Origin of the sequence: Pseudomonas sp. BIC9C (assembly GCF_034541995.1) — a bacterium.
Lineage (GTDB): Bacteria > Pseudomonadota > Gammaproteobacteria > Pseudomonadales > Pseudomonadaceae > Aquipseudomonas > Aquipseudomonas fluorescens_CC.
In genome coordinates this window covers 158,516-176,219 of sequence record NZ_JAWDGM010000003.1, presented here as the reverse complement: position 1 = coordinate 176,219, position 17,704 = coordinate 158,516, and the positions used below count along the sequence as shown (strand labels likewise).

General features: G+C 60.4%; 13 protein-coding genes and 3 pseudogenes. 9 read left to right on the top strand and 7 right to left on the bottom strand.

From position 1 onward, the window contains the following. Nucleotides 1–204 precede the first annotated feature (204 nt). From dapE to RS887_RS15390, 3 genes and pseudogenes are all read left to right on the top strand, one after another. Nucleotides 205–1,355, top strand: a pseudogene (gene dapE, locus RS887_RS15400) (succinyl-diaminopimelate desuccinylase). Further along, a complete protein-coding gene (locus tag RS887_RS15395) occupies nucleotides 1,355–2,164 on the top strand; it encodes a putative RNA methyltransferase (RefSeq protein WP_322616038.1) in 810 nt (269 codons plus the stop codon). Before dapE ends, RS887_RS15395 begins: the two are co-directional and overlap by 1 nt. 95 nt (nucleotides 2,165–2,259) lie before the next feature. After that, complete coding sequence (locus tag RS887_RS15390) at nucleotides 2,260–2,637, top strand: hypothetical protein (protein ID WP_008019569.1); 378 nt, start codon at nucleotides 2,260–2,262, stop codon at nucleotides 2,635–2,637. A 164-nt stretch (nucleotides 2,638–2,801) separates the two neighbouring features. Here RS887_RS15390 and RS887_RS15385 read toward each other — a convergent pair whose 3' ends face one another. Further along, entirely contained in the window at nucleotides 2,802–3,011 is a 210-nt protein-coding gene (locus tag RS887_RS15385) for a cold shock domain-containing protein (RefSeq protein ID WP_008019570.1), read from the bottom strand. Between the two features lie 236 nt (nucleotides 3,012–3,247). Here RS887_RS15385 and plsB point away from each other — a divergent pair, with 236 nt between their 5' ends. The 4 genes and pseudogenes from plsB to RS887_RS15365 all read left to right on the top strand — a co-directional run bounded on the left by plsB (nucleotide 3,248) and on the right by RS887_RS15365 (nucleotide 8,817). Beyond that, nucleotides 3,248–5,743, top strand: a complete 2,496-nt coding sequence (gene plsB, locus RS887_RS15380) for a glycerol-3-phosphate 1-O-acyltransferase PlsB (protein ID WP_322616037.1) — start codon at nucleotides 3,248–3,250, stop codon at nucleotides 5,741–5,743. A gap of 51 nt (nucleotides 5,744–5,794) precedes the next feature. Further along, entirely contained in the window at nucleotides 5,795–6,193 is a 399-nt protein-coding gene (locus RS887_RS15375; RefSeq protein ID WP_322616036.1) for a YbaY family lipoprotein, read from the top strand. A gap of 26 nt (nucleotides 6,194–6,219) precedes the next feature. Further along, the gene (locus tag RS887_RS15370) at nucleotides 6,220–6,909 is read left to right on the top strand and encodes a DUF4197 domain-containing protein (protein ID WP_322616035.1); all 690 of its coding nucleotides are present in this window, start codon (nucleotides 6,220–6,222) and stop codon (nucleotides 6,907–6,909) included. Between the two features lie 657 nt (nucleotides 6,910–7,566). Then, nucleotides 7,567–8,817: pseudogene (locus RS887_RS15365) on the top strand (IS256 family transposase). Between the two features lie 158 nt (nucleotides 8,818–8,975). On the opposite strand, the gene RS887_RS15360 reads toward RS887_RS15365, so the two are convergent. Both RS887_RS15360 and RS887_RS15355 read right to left on the bottom strand, forming a co-directional pair. Then, a complete protein-coding gene (locus RS887_RS15360) occupies nucleotides 8,976–12,041 on the bottom strand; it encodes an efflux RND transporter permease subunit (protein WP_322616034.1) in 3,066 nt (1,021 codons plus the stop codon). 6 nt (nucleotides 12,042–12,047) lie between these two features. Further along, complete coding sequence (locus tag RS887_RS15355; protein ID WP_322616033.1) at nucleotides 12,048–13,148, bottom strand: efflux RND transporter periplasmic adaptor subunit; 1,101 nt, start codon at nucleotides 13,146–13,148, stop codon at nucleotides 12,048–12,050. A gap of 93 nt (nucleotides 13,149–13,241) precedes the next feature. On the opposite strand from RS887_RS15355, the gene RS887_RS15350 reads away from it, so the two are divergent. After that, nucleotides 13,242–13,880 carry a TetR/AcrR family transcriptional regulator gene (locus RS887_RS15350; protein ID WP_322616032.1) on the top strand — a complete coding sequence of 213 codons (639 nt, stop codon included), beginning with the start codon at nucleotides 13,242–13,244 and terminating at the stop codon, nucleotides 13,878–13,880. A 124-nt stretch (nucleotides 13,881–14,004) separates the two neighbouring features. Here the strand turns inward: RS887_RS15350 and RS887_RS15345 are convergent, their stop codons facing one another. Then, nucleotides 14,005–14,787 carry a class I SAM-dependent methyltransferase gene (locus tag RS887_RS15345; RefSeq protein ID WP_007995774.1) on the bottom strand — a complete coding sequence of 261 codons (783 nt, stop codon included), beginning with the start codon at nucleotides 14,785–14,787 and terminating at the stop codon, nucleotides 14,005–14,007. Between the two features lie 93 nt (nucleotides 14,788–14,880). On the opposite strand from RS887_RS15345, the gene RS887_RS15340 reads away from it, so the two are divergent. After that, nucleotides 14,881–15,501, top strand: a complete 621-nt coding sequence (locus RS887_RS15340; RefSeq protein WP_322616031.1) for an energy transducer TonB — start codon at nucleotides 14,881–14,883, stop codon at nucleotides 15,499–15,501. Nucleotides 15,502–15,504: 3 nt separating this feature from the next. On the opposite strand, the pseudogene RS887_RS15335 reads toward RS887_RS15340, so the two are convergent. The 3 genes and pseudogenes from RS887_RS15335 to RS887_RS15325 form a co-directional block, all read right to left on the bottom strand. Then, nucleotides 15,505–16,325, bottom strand: a pseudogene (locus tag RS887_RS15335) (isocitrate lyase/PEP mutase family protein). A 34-nt stretch (nucleotides 16,326–16,359) separates the two neighbouring features. Continuing rightward, a complete protein-coding gene (locus tag RS887_RS15330; RefSeq protein ID WP_322616030.1) occupies nucleotides 16,360–17,220 on the bottom strand; it encodes a DUF72 domain-containing protein in 861 nt (286 codons plus the stop codon). Then, nucleotides 17,220–17,525 (bottom strand): hypothetical protein, encoded by a 306-nt coding sequence (locus RS887_RS15325; protein WP_322616029.1) that lies wholly within the window; start codon nucleotides 17,523–17,525, stop codon nucleotides 17,220–17,222. Before RS887_RS15325 ends, RS887_RS15330 begins: the two co-directional genes overlap by 1 nt. Between the last annotated feature and the right edge of the window lie 179 nt (nucleotides 17,526–17,704).

Below are 17,704 nucleotides of genomic sequence, written 5' to 3'. Positions count from 1 at the left end.
GTTTTGCTTTAAGATAACCGCCATTTTGCGGGGCTTGGCGTGATGTACGGTCTTATTGACGGTCAATCTCCTGTGGGAGCGGGCTTGCTCGCGAATGCGGTGTAACAATCAACGTATATGTTGACTGAGACAGCGCATTCGCGAGCAAGCCCGCTCCCACATTAAAGAAAGCCCATGCCCAATTTCATGTTCCCGGAGTTTTCCATGACGGCCCACGCCGACCTTTCGCCGACCCTCCAACTCGCCATCGACCTGATCCGCCGTCCGTCCGTGACGCCAATCGACGCCGATTGCCAGAAGCAGATGATGCAACGCCTGGGCGATGCCGGTTTCACCCTGGAACCGATGCGCATCGAAGATGTGGATAACTTCTGGGCCACCCACGGCCAGGACGACGGTCCGGTGCTGTGCTTCGCCGGCCACACCGACGTGGTCCCGACCGGCCCGGTGGCGGCCTGGCAGATCGAACCGTTCAACGCACTGATCGACGAACACGGCATGCTCTGTGGCCGTGGCGCCGCCGACATGAAAGGCAGCCTCGCCGCCATGACCGTCGCGTCCGAACGCTTTGTCGCCGATTACCCGAATCACAAGGGCAAAGTCGCGTTCCTGATCACCAGCGACGAAGAAGGCCCGGCGCATCACGGCACCAAGGCGGTGGTCGAACGCCTTGCCGCACGCAAGGAGCGTCTGGACTGGTGCATCGTCGGCGAACCGTCGAGCACCACCCTGGTAGGTGACGTGGTCAAGAACGGCCGTCGTGGCTCCCTCGGCGCCAAGCTGACCGTGCGCGGGGTGCAAGGCCACGTGGCCTACCCGCACCTGGCAAAAACCCGATCCACCTCGCGGCCCCGGCCCTGGCCGAACTGGCTGCAGAGCACTGGGACCACGGCAACGATTTCTTCCCGCCGACCAGTTTCCAGATCTCCAACGTCAACTCCGGCACCGGTGCGACCAACGTGATTCCGGGTGACCTGGTGGCGGTGTTCAACTTCCGCTTCTCCACCGAGTCCACCGTCGAAGGCCTGCAAAAGCGCGTCGCCGACATCCTCGACAAGCATGGTCTGGACTGGCACGTCGACTGGGCGCTGTCCGGCCTGCCGTTCCTCACCGAACCGGGCGCACTGCTGGACGCGGTGTCGTCGAGCATCAAGGACATCACCGGCCGTGAAACCAAGGCATCCACCAGCGGTGGCACCTCCGACGGCCGCTTCATCGCCACCATGGGCACCCAGGTTGTTGAGCTGGGCCCGGTCAACGCGACCATCCACCAGGTCAACGAGCGTGTGCTGGCGGCCGATCTCGACGTGCTGACCGAGATCTACTACCAGACCCTGATCAAGTTGCTCGCCTGATGCTCGCGTGTCCGATCTGCAGTGAACCGCTGAACGCGGTCGACAACGGCGTGGTTTGCCCCGCCGGACATCGTTTCGACCGTGCGCGCCAGGGTTACTTGAACCTGTTGCCGGTGCAACACAAGAACAGCCGCGATCCTGGGGATAACCAGGCGATGGTCGAAGCCCGCCGCGACTTCCTGAATGCCGGGCACTATGCCCCGGTGGCCAAGCGCCTGGCGGAGTTGGCGGCAGGTTATGCGCCGGAGCGTTGGGTCGATATCGGTTGTGGCGAGGGTTACTACACCGCGCAGATCGCCGAGGCCTTGCCGGATGCTGACGGCTACGCGCTGGATATCTCTCGCGAAGCGGTCAAACGCGCCTGCAAACGCAACCCGAAGCTCACCTGGTTGATCGCCAGCATGGCGCGGGTGCCGTTGGCTTCCGGCAGTTGCCAGTTCCTGGCGAGCGTCTTCAGCCCGCTGGATTGGGAAGAGGCCAAGCGCCTGCTCAGCGTCGGCGGCGGCCTGATGAAAGTCGGGCCGACCAGTGGCCACCTGATGGAACTGCGTGAACAGCTGTACGACGAAGTGCGCGAATACACCGACGACAAGCATCTGGCCCTGGTGCCCAAAGGCATGGCGCTTGCGCACAGTGAAACCCTGGAATTCAAATTGACGCTGGCAAGCGGTCAGGACCGGGCGAATCTGCTGGCCATGACGCCTCACGGCTGGCGCGCCAGTGCCGAACGCCGTGCTGCCGTGATCGAGCAGGCCGAGCCGTTCGAGGTCACCGTGTCGATGCGCTACGATTATTTCGTTCTGCAGTAGTCATTAGAGAGCAACTTCAATTTTTGGTCTTGGGCAACGGCTCAAGACCGGCTAAATCCGCGAATGGATTTTTCAGACCCGCAGTGAGGACATCCATGCGCCAGCCCGATATCGAGATTTACCTGAAAGACGCCGACGTCGACCACAAAGCCATTTCCACCTGGCTCGGTGCGGCATTGGGTCCGTGCACGGATTGGGTCCAGAAGGGCCAGACCTACAAGTGCAAGGCCGGCAACGTGCCGGTGACCTGGCTGCCAAAAGCGGTCGGCAAGTGGAACAGCCTGTACCTGGAAAGCGACCAGACCCCATGGGACGACGACATCGCCTGCGCCCGCGCAGCCTTTGCCGCGCTCAACGTCGAAGTGCGATGTGCACCGGGTAGCTGGGTCGAGGAAGAAGGTGAGGAAACGGCAGACCGCTGGATTCGCATCAGTGCCGATGGTGAAGAAGAGATCACCTGGAAGACTGCCTAAGAGCAGATCCGGTGCCTGCCCTCGATGGCATGCCAAATGAAATCCACTGTGGGAGCGGGCTTGCACGCGATTGCGGATTGTCAGTCACATCGATGCTGGATGTGCCACCGTCTTCGCGGGCAAGCCCGCTCCCACAGGATTTTGTGTGATCTCAGGATCGCGGGTTACAGGCCTACCACATCCTCAGCCTGCAAGCCCTTCTGCCCTTGCACCACCGCGTACTCGACCTGCTGGCCTTCGGTCAGCGAGCGGTGGCCTTCGCCACGAATCGCGCGGTAGTGCACGAACACGTCCACCCCGTCTTCGCGCTGAATGAAGCCGTAGCCCTTGGCATCGTTGAACCACTTCACGTTGCCGGTTTCGCGTGTTGCCATTTGTTCATACTCCCTTTTTATTATTGATCGGGCTTTTCGCAGGAAAGCCTCGGGAACGTCAGCCTGCGCATACCGGTCCCATGAGGGCAACGGCGACAGAGCGCCGAGTATATGACAGACGCTAAAACTCTCAACAGGAGTTTACTTCAGCGCTTTTTTGCCGATTTTCGACGAATCCGGCACACTATCGGCCTCCCGAGCAAACGCTTGGTTTTATCCACTCACGCAGAAGTCGTATGACCCGTTCCCCGCTCCGCCGTCTTGTGTTTGGCACCCTGCGCCGACTGTTGTACCTCTGGGTTCGCTCCGAGACGATCAACCAGTCGTCGTTCACCCTTAACCTCGACCGCAGTCGTCCGGTGTTCTACGTCCTGCAAAACCCCTCGCTGACCGACCTCGCCGTGGTCGATACCGAGTGCAGCAAGGCCGGCCTGCCGCGCCCGGTGCTGCCGGTATCGGTGGGCAACCTGCTGGAACCTGCCGCATTTTTCTACCTGACGCCGGACCCGGACTGGCTCGGCCGCCAGGACAAGCGCGGCGCGCCGCCGACGTTGACCCGCCTGGTCAGCGCCCTGAGCCAGAACGCCGCCGAAGATGCGCAGATCATTCCTGTCAGCGTGTTCTGGGGCCAGTCGCCGGACAGCGAAAACAGCCCATGGAAACTCCTGTTCGCCGATAGCTGGGCGGTGACCGGGCGCTTGCGTCGCCTGCTGAGCATCATCGTGCTGGGACGCAAGACCCGCGTACAGTTCTCCGCGCCGATCCACCTGCGCGAACTGATCGAGCACGACAAGGGCCACGAGCGCACCGTGCGCATGGCCCAACGCATCCTGCGGGTGCATTTCCGCAACCTGAAGGCTGCGGTGATCGGCCCGGACATTTCCCACCGGCGCAACCTGGTCAAGGGCTTGCTTAACCAGCCGCTGGTCAAGCAAGCGATCCTCGACGAAGCCGAGCGCGAGAACATCTCCCCGGAAAAAGCCAAGGCCCAGGCCTTGCGCTACGGCAACGAGATCGCCTCGGACTACACCTACACCGCGATCCGCTTCATGGAAGTAGTGCTGAGCTGGTTCTGGAACAAGATCTACGACGGCATCAAGGTCAACAACATCGAAGGCGTGCAGAAGGTCGCCCCGGGTTACGAAGTGATCTACGTACCCTGCCACCGCAGCCACATCGACTACCTGCTGCTGTCCTATCTGCTGTTTCGCAATGGCCTGACCCCGCCGCATATCGCCGCCGGGATCAACCTCAACATGCCGGGGATCGGCGGCCTGCTGCGTCGCGGCGGTGCGTTCTTCATGCGCCGTACCTTCAAGGGCAATCCGTTGTACACCTCGGTGTTCAACGAATACCTGCACACCCTGTTCACCAAGGGTTTCCCGGTGGAGTACTTCGTCGAAGGCGGCCGTTCGCGCACCGGACGCATGCTGCAACCGAAGACCGGGATGCTGGCGATCACCCTGCGCAGCTTCCTGCGTTCGTCGCGCATGCCCATCGTCTTCGTGCCGGTGTACATCGGCTACGAGCGCGTGCTGGAAGGCCGCACCTACCTCGGCGAACTGCGCGGCGCGAGCAAGAAGAAAGAATCGATCTTCGACATCTTCAAAGTCATTGGCGCACTCAAGCAGCGCTTCGGCCAGGTGGCGGTGAACTTCGGCGAACCGATCAAACTCGCCGAGTTCCTCGACAGCGAACAGCCAGACTGGCGCAAACAGGAACTCGGCCCGCAGTTCAGACCCGCCTGGCTCAACGAAACCACCAACCGCCTCGGTGAGAAAGTCGCTCAGCATCTGAACGAGGCAGCAGCGATCAACCCGGTCAACCTGGTGGCGTTGGCGTTGCTGTCCACCAGCCGTCTGGCGCTGGACGATCGAGCCATGGCGCGGGTCCTCGACTTGTATCTGGCGCTGTTGCGCAAGGTGCCGTACTCGCCGCACACCACCTTGCCGGACGGTGACGGTCGAGCACTGATCGAACATGTGAAGGACATGAACCTGTTGTCCGAGCAGAGCGACGCCCTTGGCAAGATCCTGTATCTGGACGAGCAGAATGCGGTCCTGATGACCTACTACCGCAACAACGTGCTGCACATCTTTGCACTGCCGGCGTTGCTGGCGAGCTTCTTCCAGAGCGCCTCGCGCATGAGCCGCGAACAGATCCTGCGCTACACCCGCGCGCTGTATCCATACCTGCAATCGGAGCTGTTCATCCGCTGGACGCTGGACGAACTGGATGCCGTGATCGATCAATGGCTGGAAGCGTTCGTCGAGCAAGGCCTGCTGCGTTTCGAGAACGATGTGTACCTGCGCCCGGCCCCAAGCTCACGGCATTTCGTGCTGTTGACGCTACTGTCGAAAAGCATCGCCCAGACCCTGCAGCGCTTCTACATGACCGTGTCCCTGCTGCTCAACAGCGGCCAGAACAGCATCAGCGCCGAAGAACTGGAAGACCTGTGCACGGTCATGGCCCAGCGCCTGTCGATCCTGCATGGCCTGAACGCCCCGGAATTCTTCGACAAGAGCCTGTTCCGCCACTTCATCCAGACCCTGCTCGACCTCGAGGTACTCAAGCGCGACGAGGCCGGCAAACTGGGCTATCACGAACTGCTCGGCGAACTGGCCGAAGGCGCGGCCAAGCGGGTGTTGCCGGCGGAGATTCGTCTGTCGATCCGGCAAGTGGCGTTGCATCGCAGTGAGGATGCAGCCGACCAACCCGTTCAAACCGTCTAGATTGATCAGGGCACCAGTCGGTTCTGGTGCCCCAGACAAGGAGATAGTCCGATGAAAAAACTGTCCCTGATTGCAGCCGCCGTGCTGCTGGCAGCCTGCCAGCAGCCGACACCGGCACCCAAGGCTACCCTCAATGGCGAAGTCTTCTACCTGCAACGCATCGCACTGCCACCAACCGCGATCCTCAGTGTCAGCCTGCAAGACATCTCACTCGCCGATGCCCCGGCCAAGGTCATCGACGAACAACGCGGCCCGGTCAAAGGCCAGGTGCCCCTTCCGTTTCACCTCAGCTACGACCCGTTGCAGGTCGAGCCCAACCATCGTTACTCGGTGAACGCACGCATTGAAGTCGATGGCAAACTGATGTTCATCACCACAGAGAATCACGCCGTGCGTCTGGACGGCACCGATCCACAGCCATTGAAGGTTCGCGTCGACGCGGCCCGTTAAGTGTCTTTTTGAAAAAGGAAGTTGCCATGCTCCGCCCTACCCTTCGCTTTGCCGGCCTGTGCGCAGGCCTGATGATCTCCGCGAGTGCACTCGCGCTGTCCCTCAGCGACCTGTCGCAGAAAGACGCCACCGGCGGCCTCAAGGACGCCCTGACCCAAGGTGCGCAACTGGCCGTGAAACAACTCGGCACCCCGGGCGGCTTCAGCAACAACCCGGACGTAAAAATCGAACTGCCGGGCAAACTGGGCAAAGTCGCGAGCAAAATGAAACAGTTCGGCATGGGTGATCAGGTCGATGAGCTGGAAGCCAGCATGAACAAAGCGGCGGAAACCGCCGTCACCCAGGCCCAGCCAATCCTCGTCGATGCCGTGAAGAAAATGACCGTGGAAGATGCCAAGGGCATCCTCAGCGGCGGCAACGACTCGGCCACCCAATACCTGAACAAGACCAGCCGCGAACAAATCCGCGCCAAGTTCCTGCCCATCGTCAAGCAAGCGACCGACAAGGTCGGCCTGGCCCAGCAGTACAACTCGTTCGCCGGGCAAGCGGCGACCATGGGTGTAGTGGATGCAAAAAACGCCAACGTCGAAAACTACGTCACCGAGCAAGCATTGAATGGCTTGTTCGAGATGATCGGCAAACAGGAAGAAACCATCCGCCAGAACCCGGCGGCGGCGGCGACCAGTTTGGCGAAGAAGGTGTTTGGTTCGCTCTGAGCCCCGCGAAAACATTGTGGGAGCAAGCCTGCTCGCGATGAGGTCGTGTCAGTCGACATCAAATTCGGCTGATGTACCGTCATCGCGGGCAAGCCTGCTCCCACAGTTGGGCCCCCGGTTTTTACTCGATACTTGTGGTCACTGACGATCCCTGTGGGAGCGAGCTTGCTCGCGAAAAACGCCAGGACACCGCGGGGATTCAGACAGCCCGCGTTATCGTTGACCTCCATCGCGAGCAAGCTCGCTCCCACAGAACAACAGAGCAAAAGCAGAGCAAAAGCAGAGCAAAAGCAGAGCAAAAGCAGATCGGCATACCCCCAACGCTTTTCACCACTCCACAGGCCGAGCGTTAGCTCGCCTGCCGCTTTTGATCTTGATCCACCCGCCCCCTCGGCAGGCTGAGTGGAGGTGTTTATCCGGGGATAGGCGCGCAGCGCCGTTCGACGCAGTCGAACTCATTGCATGTAGGTCGAGCGAAGCCGACCGGAGGGCAATGCCCCCGGATGGACACCGGAGCGAAGGAACCCCGAGCCCTGGCGAGGGGCCGGACGTTCGGGGCGAGTGCTTTTTTTGCTTACTTTTTTAAGGCGCTTGAGGGTGTACTGAGGTTTGTGTAAACGGTCATTAGGCGCACACTGCCTTTCCCAAGGAGTTTCAATGACCGAGCCAAAGCGCACCAAACGAGTCAAACCCGACCCTGAGCTGGTGAGGCTGGCCGACAGTCTGTTGGCCAATTACCGAAAGCCTGAGGATTTGATCGGCGAAAATGGCTTGCTTAAGCAGCTCACCAAGATGCTTGTCGAGCGCGCCCTGGAAGCTGAAATGACCGAACACCTGGGTCATGACAAAAGCGCAGCGGTGACCAATGCAGAAGGAAATGCACGCAACGGCCATAGCGGCAAGACGCTCAAGGGCGATTTTGGCGAGCTACCGCTGGAGATTCCCCGTGACCGTCAGGGTATGTTCGAGCCCCAGCTGATTTCCAAGCACCAGACACGCTGGACCGGCTTCGATGACAAGGTGATTTCACTCTACGCCCGTGGAATGACTGTTCGGGAAATCCAGGGACATCTGGAGGAAATGTATGGAACCGAGGTCTCTCCCAGCCTCATCTCGGCGATCACCGACGCGGTCAGTGAAGAGGTCAAGGTCTGGCAGTCGCGCCCTCTGGACGAGCTCTACCCGATCCTTTACCTCGATTGCATTCACGTCAAAGTGCGCGACAGTGGCGCAGTCAGAACCAAAGCGGTTTACCTGGCCATTGGCGTCAACATGGACGGTCGCAAAGAGGTGTTAGGGCTGTGGATCGCCCAGACGGAAGGCGCCAAGTTCTGGCTGCAAGTCGTTACAGAGCTTAAAACCCGCGGGGTAAAGGACATTTTCATTGCCTGCGTAGATGGGCTCAAGGGCTTCCCTGAAGCCATCGAAGTGGTCTATCCGCAAGCATCGGTTCAACTGTGCATCGTGCACATGGTGCGCAACAGTCTGAAGTTCGTGTCCTACAAGTATCAGCGCGAGGCCGCCGCTGACCTCAAACTCATCTACCGCTCGACGACCGTTGAAATGGCCGAGCAAAAGCTGACCGACTTCGAGGCCAAGTGGGATGATCGATACCCTCTGATCAGCCAGTCATGGCGCAAAAACTGGGCGAGAGTCATCCCCCTGTTCGATTATCCACCGGAGATCCGCAGGGTGATTTACACCACCAACGCCATCGAGTCGATCAACATGAGCTTGCGCAAGGTCACCAAAAGCAGAGCCTAATTCCCGACTGACGATGCGGTAATGAAGCTCTTTTATCTGGCGCTGAACAACATCAGCAAGAAGTGGACAATGCCAATCAGGGACTGGGCGGGGGCCTTGAACAGGTTCAGTATCCAGTTCGAAGACAGGCTTTTGCAGGATTAACAGCAACCCCGTTTACACAGAATTCAGTACACCCCGGCGCTTGTTAAAAAAGTGAGTCGCCGTAAGGGCGAAACCGCCAGCCGCCGTTACCGAAGAAACGGATATGTACTCAATCAACCAAGAACATGGTCGGCCCGAAGGCCGCCACGCTCAAACCATCAAACCGACTCTTTGCGAACCCGAAACCAGGCGGCATAAAGCGCAGGCAAAAACAAAAGCGTCAACGCAGTGGCCACAATCAACCCCCCCATGATCGCCACCGCCATCGGCCCAAAGAACACACTGCGCGACAGAGGAATCATCGCCAACACCGCCGCAAGCGCCGTCAACACGATCGGCCGGAACCGCCGCACCGTCGCCTCGATGATCGCCTGCCAAGGCTTGAGCCCCGCCGCGATATCCTGCTCGATCTGATCCACCAGAATCACCGAGTTGCGCATGATCATCCCGGACAACGCGATAGTCCCCAGCATGGCCACGAAACCGAATGGTTGGCGGAACACCAACAGGAACAGCGTCACCCCGATCAGCCCCAGCGGCGCCGTCAGAAACACCATCGCCGTGCGCGAGAAACTTCGCAGTTGCAGCATCAGCAACGTCAGTACCACCACAATGAACAACGGCACGCCGGCCTTCACCGAGTTCTGTCCGCGTGCGGAGTCTTCCACCGTGCCGCCGACATCCAGCAAGTAGCCATCGGGCAGTTCGGCGCGGATCGGGTCGAGGGTCGGCATGATCTGCTGCACCAGCGTCGCCGGTTGTTCCTTGCCATAGATGTCGGCGCGAACCGTCACGTTGGGCAGGCGATTGCGGTGCCAGATGATGCCCTCTTCGAAGCCGTACTCCAGGGTCGCGATCTGCGACAGCGCGACGCTGCGACCGTTATCGGTCGGCACCGCCAGGCTCGGCAGCAACGACAACTCGGTGCGCTCATGCAAGGTGCCGCGCAACAGGATCTCGATCAACTCGTTGTCTTCACGATACTGACTGACGCTGGAACCGGTCAGGGAGCTTTGCAGGAACCTCGACAGGTTCGCCGTGCTCACGCCCAGCGCCCGCGCGCGGTCCTGATCGATGTTCAGGTACACCACCTTGCTCGGTTCTTCCCAATCCAGGTGGACGTTGACCACATGAGGGTTCTCGCGAACCTTGGCCGCGACTTTGCGCGCCAGCGCCCGCACCTCCTCGATGTGCTCCCCGGTCACGCGGAACTGCACCGGGTAGCCAACCGGCGGACCGTTCTCCAGACGCGTGACCCGCGAACGCAGAGCAGGGAATTGCTCGTTGAGGGTTGCGATCAACCAGGTACGCAGGGCTTCGCGTTCCTCGATGGTTTTCGCCAGGACGACAAACTGGGCGAAGCTCGCCGCCGGCAGTTGCTGATCCAGCGGCAGATAGAAACGCGGCGAACCGGTGCCGACATAGGCCACGTAATTGTCGATCCCCGCCTTGTCCTTGAGCAGCGCTTCGAGACGTTTGACCTCGTCCGCGGTGTTGCTCAGCGAAGCGCCTTCGGCCAGTTTCAGATCGACCATCAACTCCAGGCGACCCGATGCCGGGAAGAACTGCTGCGGCACAAAACGGAACAGCACGATGGAGGCAATGAACAACAACACGGTCGCCACGATCACGGTTTTGCGCCAGCGCACGCACCACTCCACCAGCCGCCGGACGCGCTGATAAAACGGCGTGCCATACGGATCGGGCTGGCCGGCACCGTGCTTGGCGGCGTGAATTTTCGCCAGGTCCGGCAGGAGTTTTTCCCCGAGGTACGGCACGAAGACCACGGCGGCGACCCACGATGCCAACAGCGCGATAGTGACCACCTCGAAGATCGAACGGGTGTATTCGCCAGTGCCCGATTGCGCCGTGGCAATCGGCAGGAAGCCGGCCGCCGTGATCAGCGTACCGGTGAGCATCGGGAACGCGGTACTGGTCCAGGCATAACTCGCCGCTTTGACCCGGTCGAAGCCCTGCTCCATTTTGATCGCCATCATTTCCACGGCGATGATCGCGTCGTCCACCAGCAAACCCAGCGCCAGTACCAACGCACCGAGAGAGATCTTGTGCAGGCCGATGCCCAGGTAATACATGCAGGCGAAGGTCATCGCCAACACCAGCGGAATCGCAAGGGCCACCACCATGCCGGTACGCACGCCGAGGGAGAAGAAGCTCACCAGCAACACAATGGCCAGCGCCTCGACCAGCACTTGCACAAACTCGCCGACACCGGTTTTCACCGCGGCCGGTTGGTCGGAGACTTTGCGCAGCTGCATGCCGGCCGGGAGGTTTTTCTGAATGCGGGCGAATTCGATTTCCAGAGCCTTGCCCAGCACCAGGATGTCACCGCCATCCTTCATCGCTACCGCCAGGCCGATGGCATCTTGCGCCATGAAGCGCATGCGCGGCGCCGGTGGGTCATTGAAACCACGCCGCACGTCGGCCACATCGGAGATGCGGAAGGTGCGATCACCGACGCGGATCGGGAAGTTCTTGATCTCGTCGACCGTCTGAAAATTCCCCGTCACCCGTAGCTGCAATCGCTCGCTGCTGGTTTCGAAGAAACCTGCCGTGGACACCGCGTTCTGTTCTTCAAGGGCTTGCTGGACGACAGCCAGCGGCAAACCGAGCGTGGCGAGCTTGACGTTGGAGAGTTCGATCCAGATTTTCTCGTCCTGCAATCCCAGCAGCTCGACCTTGCCCACATCCTTGACCCGTTGCAGCTGGATCTGGATGCGGTCGGCGTAATCCTTGAGCACCGCGTAGTCGAAACCCTCGCCGGTCAGGGCGTAGATATTGCCGAACGTGGTGCCGAATTCATCGTTGAAGAACGGCCCCTGAATCCCCGGCGGCAGAGTATGACGAATATCGCTGATCTTCTTGCGTACCTGATACCAGAGCTCCGGGATCTCCACCGAGTGCATGGAGTCGCGTGCAATGAAGGTCACCTGGGATTCGCCCGGACGGGAGAACGACACGATGCGCTCGTACTCGCCGGTTTCCATAAGCTTCTTTTCAATGCGCTCGGTGACCTGGCGCGAGACTTCCTGGGCGGTCGCTCCCGGCCAGTTGGTGCGAATCACCATGGCCTTGAAGGTGAACGGCGGGTCTTCGCTCTGGCCGAGCTTTGTGTAGGAAAGTGCGCCGACAATGGCCAGCAACAGCATCAGGAACAGGACGATCTGGCGATTACGCAGCGCCCATTCGGAAACGTTGAAGCGCATCGGGGCTTACTCCTTGTCCGCCAGATTGACCACGCGGTTCGAACGATCCACCGGGCGTACCTGCTGCCCTTCGAGAAGCACATGAACGCCAGCGGCCACCACCCAGTCGCTGGCGTTGAGCCCTTCGAGCACCGGTACGCTTTTCTCGCCGAAGGCACCAATGCGCACCGGAGTTTTCTTCAAGGTGTTGTTGGCGCTGACGACCCAGACATAGGTCACGCCGTTTTCCGCCGTCAGCGCTGAAAGCGGAACGGACAGAGGGACCGCGTCGGCAGCCTGCACGAACACTCGGGCGCTTTGGCCCAGTTCGACAGGAACCTTGCCGGCGTTAAACGCGATGCGCGCCGCAAAGGTGCGCGACTTGGGATCAGCCGCTGGCGACAGTTCACGGATACGCCCTTCGAAGCGCTGATCGGGTTGAGTCCAGAGCTCCACCGACACCGACTCACCGACCTTGAAACGGCCGAAATTCTGCTCCGGCAGGCTGATCAACACTTCACGCTCACCATCGGTGGCCAGGGTGAACACCGTTTGCCCGGCGGCCACGACTTGCCCGACTTCCACCAGACGCTTGGCCACGACACCGTCCTGCGGTGCACGCAACACGGCGTAGCTGGCCTGGTTATTGGAAACGTTGAATTCGGCTTTGATTTGCTTGAGGCGTGCCTCACCGGAGCGGTACAGGTTTTCGGCGTTGTCGTACTGCGAACGACTGACCAGTTGGCGCTCCATCAGGGTCTTGTAGCGATCACGCTCGGAACGCACCAGGTTCAGATTGGCTTCAGCGGCGGCGACCTGGGCGCGAGTGGCCTCCAGTTGCAGGCGCACGTCCTGAGGATCGAGCTCTGCCAATGGTTGATCGGCCTTGACCCGCTGCCCTTCCTCGACCAGTCGTCGGCTGACTTTGCCACCGATACGGAACGCCAGATCCGGTTCATAACGCGCGCGGACTTCACCGGGATAGCTTTCCATGGACTGCGCCGAAGGCTCTGGCTGGACCACCATGGCCGGGCGCACGCTGACTTGCGGTGCCTCTTCGTGACCACACGCAGACAATAAAAAAGCCAGGGTGACTGGCAACGCGAGGGGCAAGGCATAGCGGAACATGGTGAAGGACCTTTCGCTAATGGTGCTTTGAATAATTATACTGAGCAGTATGTTATTAATAGCAAACTCACCAGTCCAGTAATAAAAACGAATATGCCAAACAATCTTTCAGCACCCAATGGCCCAGGCAGACCCAAGGATCTGGTCAAGCGCCAGGCGATTCTCGATGCGGCGAAAACGCTGTTTCTGAGTAAGGGGTATGCCAATACCAGCATGGATGCCGTCGCAGCCGAGGCCGGTGTGTCAAAGCTGACGGTCTACAGCCACTTCAACGACAAGGAGACGCTGTTCTCCGCCGCCGTGATGGCCAAGTGCGAGGAGCAGTTGCCACCGCTGTTCTTCGAATTGCCGGAAGGTGTGGCAGTGGAAGCGGTGCTGCTGAACATCGCGCGCGGCTTTCATCAACTGATCAACAGTGATGAATCGGTGAACCTGCACCGGTTGATGATGACCCTGGGCAGCCAGGACCCGAAACTCGCGCAAATTTTCTTTGAAGCCGGCCCACAGCGCATGCTGCATGGCATGGAACGCTTGCTGAGCAAGATCGATGAAAGTGGTGTGCTGAGCATCGACAAGCCGCACAACGCGGCCGAGCACTTCTTCTGCCTGCTCAAGGGCGCCGGGAATTTCCGTTTGCTGTATGGCTGCGGCGAGCCGCCAGTTGGCGAGGCGGCGGAGAGCCATGTACGGGAAGTGGTGGGGTTGTTTATGCGGGCTTATCGGCCTGAGTGAGCCTGATGGATTGGTGATGTCCGGGCTGAAGCTTTCGCGAGCAGGCTCGCTCCCACAGGGGATTTATGGCGACACATAGATCCGGTGTGGGAGCGAGCCTGCTCGCGAAGGGCGCGACTCGCTCTTAAGGCTTGAGCGCCTTCTTCGGATAGATGTCATACCGACTGGACTTGCCATCCAGCGCATGGCTCGGCTTCGGCCCGTCAATGCACGGCGCCTTGCGCGGGCGCTTGACCACTACCCGGTGGCTGGCCAAGGCCAGCGCGGCTTCGAGCAATGCCGGCGCATCCGGGTCATCGCCGACCAGCGGCCGGAACAGGCGCATTTCCTTCTTCACCAGCGCGGTTTTCTCGCGGTGCGGGAACATAGGGTCGAGGTAGATCACCTGGGGCGGTTCGCCCTCCCAGTTGCGCATTACCTCGATCGAATTACCCTTGAGCAGGCGCATGCGCGCCACGATCGGCGCCACGTCGAAATCTTCCGCGCCACGGGCCAGGCCGTCTTCCAGCAGGGCACCGATCAGCGGCTGACGTTCGATCAGGCTCATCTCGCAACCAAGGCTGGCAAGCACGAACGCGTCCTTGCCCAGCCCCGCCGTGGCATCCAGCACCCGCGGACGCACGCCTTGGGCAACGCCAACGGCCTTGGCGATCATCTGCCCGCTGCCACCGCCGTACAACCGGCGATGGGCCGCACCGCCCTCGACGAAGTCCACCCGCACCGGCCCCGGCGCATCCGGCCCCAGCTGTTGCAACTGCAATCCCTGGTCGCCTACCTGCAAGGCAAATTCGCCGTCCGCCACTTGCATCGGCAAGCCCAGGCGCTCGGCCCATTGCTCGGCTTGTGGCTCGAAAGCCGCGTCCAGGGCCTGGACATGGATGCGGCAGGCCGCAGGTTGATCAATCATCGGAAAACACGCTCAAAAAATTAATGATCGGCAAAAACGGCCGATAACAAAACTATCGAGCATTTTGCCAGAGCTGAGCGTCGACCGAGAGAAATGTCAGACATTCAACCCACAATCACAGGTTTTATCTCGCCCTACGGCGACTACAACCTGCGAAACACCCAGGCACTGAGTGGCGTCAGCCACATCTGGCAGGATTTCTTTGCCCGGGCGCTGGCCGAACAGTCGGGGGAAGTGCTGCCGCCATCGCTGAACTTTCCACCGGTCGATCTCGAAAGCCCGGTTGAACCCACCGTTGGCAGCGACCTGCTGGCGCACATCGTGTCCCAGCGCGAATGTGACGTGAAGGACACTCCGGTCCGCCCGCCCGAGCCGCTGTTCCTGCCGATTGCCGAATTCGAAATGGACCTGGCGGACAAACCACGCCCACCGTTCCCGGCAGATGAAATCGTCGCCCAGCAAAAACAACAGGACTTCGAAAGCGGCTGGGTGCGCCCGATCGTGCTGAACGCCGGTCAACCGCAGCCAGAAGCCGGCCCTGCCCCGCAACCACGCCCACTGCACCTGCCGATTGCCGAATTCGAACTTGATCTGCTCGACAAGCCGTTCCCGCCGTTCTCGCCAGAGGAACGGGTGGAACAGCAGAAACAACTCGATTTCGACAATGGCTGGGCGCGCCCGATCGTCCTGCAGAACCTGCGCATCGCCGCCTGATCCTCAGCCTTTGAAAAATTGATTGGCCTTCTGGTACGGCATCGACCGGGACGTGAAGCCGAACGTGCCTGAGGTCCGATTTCTTCGGCGGCGCGGAAGAATTCGCCATAGGCCGCCAGTGCCAGCGCCGAACCGACGCTGATACGTCTGACGCCCATTTCACCCAACTGCGCGACCGTCAGCTTCAAGCCGCCCGACATCAACACATTCACCGGTTTTGGCGCCACGGCGCGCACCACTGCCAACACCTCCTCGGCGCTGCGCAGACCGGGCGCGTAAAGCACGTCGGCACCGGCCTCGGCGAATGCCTGCAAGCGGCGGATGGTGTCGGCCAGATCGGGATTGCCGTGCAGGAAGTTTTCCGCCCGGGCGGTCAATGTGAAGGGGAACGGCAAACGGCGAGCGGCAGCGACAGAGGCCTCGATTCGCGCCACGGCGTGTTCGAAACAATAGATCGGGCCTTCTTCGCGGCCGGTGGCATCTTCAATCGAACCACCGACGGCTCCGGCCTCGGCTGCGCGCAGGATACTTTTGGCGCAATCAGCCGGGTTGTCGGCAAAGCCGTTTTCCAGGTCGACTGCAACCGGCAAGTTGCTGGCGGCGACAATCGCCCGAACGTTCAACAGGGTATCGTCCAGGGTCAATCCGCCATCGGCACGGCCCTGGGAAAAGGCATAACCGGCACTGGTGGTGGCCAGCGCCTCGAAGCCGAGGCTGGCAAGCATTTTCGCCGAACCGGCATCCCACGGATTGGGAATCACAAATACACCGGGACGCTCGTGAAGGGCTTTGAACGCCTGGGCTCGAAGGGTTTGCGCATCCATTGGGCAGGCTCCTGGAGAGGGGAAAGAATCCGCCTCAGAGCAAGCCAAGTTGCTCGGCGACGGGTTCTCTGTATAGCTCAGGCAGCGCCGGCAAGCCAGGCAAACGCAGCATCAGTCGGGCGTGAAAACGCTGCGCCAGTTTCGCCGCCAGCAGGTTGTCGGCCGTGTGCAGGAAGATATACGGCGTGCGGCCTTCTTCGATCCATAGCGTGATTTTCTCGACCCATGGCTGCAGAAACGTATCGTTGGCCTCAAGCGTCGGATGGCCGATAAAACGCACCTGCGGGAACTGCGTGAATGCCGCCGGACGCGGTGGCACACGGGGTTTCTTCGATTGGGCGTGCAGCACCGAAGCCTCGGTAGAGGTGCAACTGAACAGCGCGCGGGGATCGAGGCAGATGCGTTCGACACCGCGATCCAGCAGCAGACGATTGAGCATTCGCTCGCTGTCACCCCTGGCGAAAAAATCATCATGCCGCACTTCAACGGCCAGCGGCCGCTGCAGGGCATCGATAAATCCGGCCAGTTCGGGCAAACGTTGGGGCGTGAAGCTTTTCGACAGCTGCAACCACAGTGGCGACACCCGTTTACCAAGCGGGCTGAGTAATTGCAGGAAGGTGTCGGCGGCGGTCAACTGCTCGCGCAGATCGCCACCGTGGCTGATCTCGCCGGGAAACTTGGCGGTGAAACGAAAATGTTCGGGCATGGTGTCGGCCCAACGCTGCACGGTGCTGGCAGCCGGGCTCGCGTAGAAGGTCGTGTTGCCTTCTACGGCATTGAATACCTGGCAATAGAGATCAAGAAAATCAGCGGTTTTGGCGTCTGGCGGATACAGGTAATCGCGCCAGGCGTTTTCGCTCCAAGACGGACAACCGAGGTAATACGGCAGCAACATCAGATGTACAGGTCGAGCCTCAGCACATCCGCCTCCCAATCGACGAAACCGGCAGTGCTCAGGTAGCTGGCCAGGGCAGTCGCCACGCTTTTGCTCATGGCACGGTGGTAAATCAAGTCTTGCTGACGGGCGGGAAGATTGCTCAGTTTTTGCGCAGAGGCTTTGGCGGCGCGGGCAGCCAGTTGCTCTTCAGTCGGGAATTCCAGCTCGCCTTCGATATCGATGGCGTCGTCTTCCACCACGCGGCCTTTGCGAGGTTTGCGCTTGATGGGATAGGACTGAGAGGAAACGCCGTCTATACGCATACGTGCATACTCGGAATCAGTGATGGCAGTTTAGTGGCGCAAAACCCGCTTCGCAAACCGCCGAGTGATAACTAGAACACATAAAAGGCAAAAGGTTTAAAAGCCGGGTTAGAAAATGACGATTGGCAGAACACTAACCCTGTGGGAGCGGGCTTGCTCGCGAAAGCGGTATCACACTC